Source organism: Arcanobacterium sp. S3PF19 (assembly GCF_000758825.1).
GTDB lineage: Bacteria > Actinomycetota > Actinomycetes > Actinomycetales > Actinomycetaceae > Arcanobacterium_A.
Window position 1 is genome coordinate 1 of sequence record NZ_JRMX01000002.1, and the last position, 5,125, is coordinate 5,125.

Here is a 5,125-nt window from a genome sequence, read left to right on the forward strand (position 1 = left end):
GCAGCCTTCGCCCGCTTCAGCCGCGCCAACGCAGAATCAACATCAGCCTGCGTGGGCTTATCGGCCTGTGCCGCAGCCGGATCACCGGCCTTGCGCAGCAGCTCCCGGGCTGCCTGAAGTGCCTCGTTGTAAGCGACGACATCGGCATTGTCCGCACCGCCTTCGCCCTTGGCATACTGCGCATTCTTAAACGGGAGCGTAAGACGGAATCCGCTGTCCGCGTCAGCCTCGTTTTGCAGTGCGCCGGTATCGGTTCCGAAGCCGTCGGCAATATCTTTCTTAGCCTTCGCCAGCGCCTCTTTCGCCTCTTTTACCTGCTCGTTGGTGGGACGGTCCGCCGGGTCTCCGTTCTGGTTTTCGTATCGGGCAATCATGTCCCGGGCAGCTTTCAGCTTTTCTTCGTAGGCACTGATCTTCCCGGCGGCATCCTGATCGCCGGCGTTCTTCTTTGCCAGCGCATTTCGGTATGCGGCAGACCGGCTGAAATCAACCGGCAGACCGGCGGCGTTCTTATTGTCGATTTCATTTTGCAAAGGCGTAACGTCTGTGCCGTATTTTTCGATCTTTTCCCGGGCAGAGATGAGCTTTTGCAGCATTTCGTCTGCTTCCCGCTGCGTACGGACGCGGTTGGCGTCGGCGAGATAAGTATCGGTCTCACTGCAGAGAGTCTCGAATCCCTTGGGCTTTCCGTCACTGCCGTCATTCTTCATATCTTTGACGGCAGACGAGTCGCCTTTAGCCGCCAAAGCTGCGGCATTGCGGTATTCCGGCGTCTTTTTGAAATCTCCGCCGCTGTATTCCTTTTCTTCCCGCAGCTTGGTCAGATCCGTCTTAAACCCTTGCTTAATGTTCTCCTTTGCCTCCCGCAAATCTTCAAGAGCCCGGTTTATCTGCTCCTGTGTGGGACGTTCCGCAGGAGGAACGCTCTGCGTCGGATCGGCTTTCTTCACTCCCCGGGCCGCCGCTTCCAGCGTGCGGGCTTTCTCCAGAGCGTCTTTATAGGCCTTCACGTATCTGTTGTCTTCTTTCGCTGCGCCTTCGCCTTCCGCCTTCAGATAATCGGCATTCAGGAATTCCTCCGTGCCCTCGAATTTGCCCGCCGTCTCATCCGAGCCTTCCGCCTTGGATTCAGACAGTTCCTTATTCAGCAGATCCGTTTGCGTATCGTATTTGGCGATTTCCTCCCAGGCACTGTTCAGCACGGCAAGCGCGGCATCAATTTCCTGCTGCGTCGGTTTGTCTGCCGGCGCGGCATCGGCGTCTTTGTGCCGGGCAATGAGAGCACGCGCCTTGGAAAGCGCAGCATCATAGGCTTTCTTCGCCGCGGCAGCCTGTTTGTTTTTCTCCGTGTCGGGAGCGGTGCCGTATCCGCCTTCGTTATTTTTCAGCGTGAAATGCGGATTCGCGGTGTTGCGGTAGGCGGGCGAATCTGATGTGGGGATCCCCGCGCTCTGCTCCAGCTTGGAAATATCGGTGGCGTGCGCCGACAGATCCGCCCTTGCCCGGTTCAGTTTTTCCGCGGCGGCGTCCGCGTCTGCCTGCGACAGTGTCGGATCGGCGAGCTTTTCCTTCGCCTCTTTCAGCGCATTACTGTACGCATCCAGTTTATCCCGGTCTCCGGCCGCCTTGGTGTTTTTGTATTCGGGACTCTGCACGGTCCGGGGGTCTTCCAGCACAGACTCTTTCAGCTTTCCGAGCTTCGTGCCGAACCGGAGCAGACCGGAGCGGGCGCTCCGCAGGTCTTTCAGAGCCCGGTCGACATCACTCTGCAGAGCTTCGCCCTTTGAATGCGTCTGCACTCCGTCAAGGAAACCGGGATCCGAGGGCTGCTTCCCCTCATTCTTTTTATCGTCCGGAATGGGAGTCCCCTGCGCATCGGTATCCCGCGGGAGAGTGTCTTCCAGCACCTGCTTTGCCTTTTCGGCGGCCTGCGTGCAGTCCTTCAGCACCTGTGCGGCGGCTTTTTCCTCTTCCGTTGCCTGATCGCCGGCTACGGCGGCCTTATCCGCCAAAGCCTTCATATTCTTCCACGCGGCACTGTCGCGCACCGCGGCATCTTCGCCGAATACGTTGTTCAGCTGCGATTTGTTGGTGGCATACGTTTCAATCACTTTCCGCGCGGCATCCAACTTGGCTTTTGCTTCGTCAATTTCCGTCTGCGTAAAATTCGGCTGCTGCGACTGCGCCTTTGCCGCATCAATTTTCTCTCTGATCTGCTTCGCCTGCGCGTAGGCTTCGTTGTATGCCAGGAAGTCCTTCTTCGCCTGCTCATTTCCCGCCTGCGACAGCGCATAGGAATTAAAATACGCAGGCAGCCTGTTCCCGCTGAAATTGGCCGCCAGCGTCGCAATCAGATCGCTCGGGTCACTTTCCAGCCGATGCAGATTGTCTTCGGCTTTCTTCAGCTTTTCCAACGCATCGTCTACCTGCTTCTGCGTGGCCTTCGGGTCTTTCAGTACGTTCTTGGCGGCCGCCAGGCTTTCGTCGTACTGTCCGGCATATTTCTTTGCCTCGTCTTTGTCCACTGCGGCAGGGAACTTATCGCTGGAATAATACGCATCGTCCTTCGCATTTCGGTAGAAAACACTCTGCGCATTAGGTGCATCGTTATCGTGGCTCTGCTGCACCTGCGCCTCAAGCGCCTGTTTCTTGGTCGCATTCTTGTCCAAGGCGGATTTTGCCGCCTCCAGCGAGGCAATCGCCGCATTTACTTCCTTCTGGGAAGCATTCGGATCCTTTGCCAGCCTGTTGGCTTCGTCCAGGGCATTGTCGTAGCATTCGCGCTCGTCGGGCGTGGAATTCTGATACGTGGGATCGGCCGTGCCAATATTCTGGACGGTACCGATATTCACTTTCCCGTACTTTGCCAGGGCAATATTCAGCCGTTCTTTGTCGGTGGAAAATTCGGCCAGCGCCCTGCGCGCCTTATACAGGTTTTCCTTGGCTTTATCGGTTTCTGCCTGCGTGGCGTACTGCGCGTCATTTACTTTCTTCGCTTCGGCAAGCGCATTGTCGTAAGCCGTCTTTGCCTTGAGGGCACGTGCATTCTTTTCCGTATCCGCTTTTCCGTCCGCAGTCAGGAATACGGTATCGGTCACATTCCGATATGCGTCGCTTCCCTGCGTGCCCGTGCCGGCTTTCCCCGTCTGCTCATCGGCGGGCGTGCCGTCTTCGGCAATGGACTGCCGCAGAGCGTCTTTCACGGTCGCGCTGCCGTTGAGTTCCTCACGCGCCCGGTCAAGACGCATGGTGGCATTGTCGATCCGCGCTTTCAGTGCTTCGGACAGCTGCGCGTCATCCCTGTCTCCCGCTTCTGCCAGCGCACTTTTCGCTTCCGCCAACGCCGCGTCATATGCTTTCTTTGTTTCCGGGGAGGCGTTGTAATATTTTGCGTCGGTGGGCGTTTTTGCCGCATCGGCCGTCACCGCATGCCGCGCGGCGGACGCCGCCAAATCCGCTTTCTTCTTAAACGTCTGCGGCACAAAAATAACATTGATGGCTCTTGGCGTATTCCCTACGTTTTTACCCTCGGACCCGGCAATGATACTGCCGTAATACGACAGCGCATAAGGGGCAACAAACAGCCTGGCTTTAAACACCCTGTGGTTCTTCGAAGCCACGGTTATTTTCTGCGCTTCTGCGTCCCAGCTGAAGTCTCCCGCTTTGGCTTCTTCTTCGTGCAGGTCTTTATCGGAAAAAGAAATCTGCCTGTTGCCGAACCAATAGGGGCCGTCCATTATGCCCAGCTCCATAATTCCGATCGGTTCCCCGTTGGCGTCTACCGCATAGTGCATATGCGACCTACGCGGCATTCCCCCGAGTCCCTCGTGCTTTACGGTAGAGTATTCCTCTCCGCTCAGATCGCGCAGACCCGCCTTTCTCAGAGCATCTGTTTTCGGTGTGGCACGCAGCAGTTTCAGCACATCGTCCGTCCTGAACGGCGTAGCCTTCGACGAATCGTAGCGGTAGATCAGCGTCTTTCCGTCCGCACTCACGGAAAAGCCTTCATCCGTTTCGCGCCCCGGAAGTTTCGGCTGCGTATATGTGACGTTATAGTCTCTGCGGATGTCCACCAGCCGGGTCAGTTTACTCTTTGTTACATCGGAGGTAAAAGTTACATCCGCTTTGTCTGTTTTGATCCGGACGGTGATTTTGTTTTCCGCCAGACCGTTGGATATGGGCACGCCGGCGGCCCCGGAACGCGTGGTGTCGCCGGTGATAAATTCCAGCGTGATCTGATCCGCGGAAGTTAAATGCAGGGCCGCATTGTTTTTGTTTGCCGCCAACAGTGCCTGTTTAATCCGTTCAATCTCGGCTTTGGAATATCCGAGCGGATTGTATACGGGAACGGCGGCGTCTCCCGTCGGAATAACGACGTCTTTCTCCTCTGCCTGCCCCAAGACGGAGGCACTGCGCACGGAGGCAGATCTGTCTGTGACGCTTTGGGGCACGGCGCTGTCCGCCGTTACCGGCTTTTCCGTTTTTGCCTGCTCTTTCGCTGCGGGCACAGAAGCGGAGGGCGCAGCCGGTTTCGCACCGGGAAGCTCAGCCGGTTTTACAGTCTGCTGTTTCACAAAAGAAGCGCCGCAGACCCGACCGGAGACAGTGCTCTGCATACGGGCGTCGCAGGCGGGTGCGGGAGTGTCTTCGGCAGCCATTGCCTGCGCGCTGCCAAAAGCAAGAGAGGCACCCATCAGGATTCCTGCGGCCCCCGCTGTGAACAGCGTTGTTTTCCGGGACTCCACGGCCCGGGCAACAGCCTGCTCAACGGCTTTGTCTACCGTATTTTTCCCGGTATTTTTCTTCGCTTTCGAAGCGCACATCCTATTCCTCTTTTCAATCGGCGGTTCGGTTAGAGCAAACGAACGGCTGCGGCAGCGAAACCGTTCCTGTTTCGCACGCATATAAGTGTGAATCCGTTCCCATGTAACCATTAATACCGCGCTTTGACCGATATATCAATGTTTTTAAAAAAGATTCGCACGGTTTGCGGCCGCAAAAACCGAATAAAACGAATTCGGGGGAGCAAATAAAATTAATTTGCTCCCCCGAAAAAACAGCCCGGTTTACTTATGCTGTTTTCTTTTCTTTTCTTCTGAATCCGCCGGCTGCGTATACGCCTGCG

General features: G+C 56.5%; 1 protein-coding gene. It reads right to left on the reverse strand.

Features of this window, described 5'->3' with window-relative positions; genetic code table 11:
• On the reverse strand, positions 1–4,823 hold a 4,823-nt coding region (locus HMPREF1631_RS00175; protein ID WP_052046880.1), incomplete at its 3' end, for an FIVAR domain-containing protein.
• Positions 4,824–5,125: the final 302 nt, after the last annotated feature.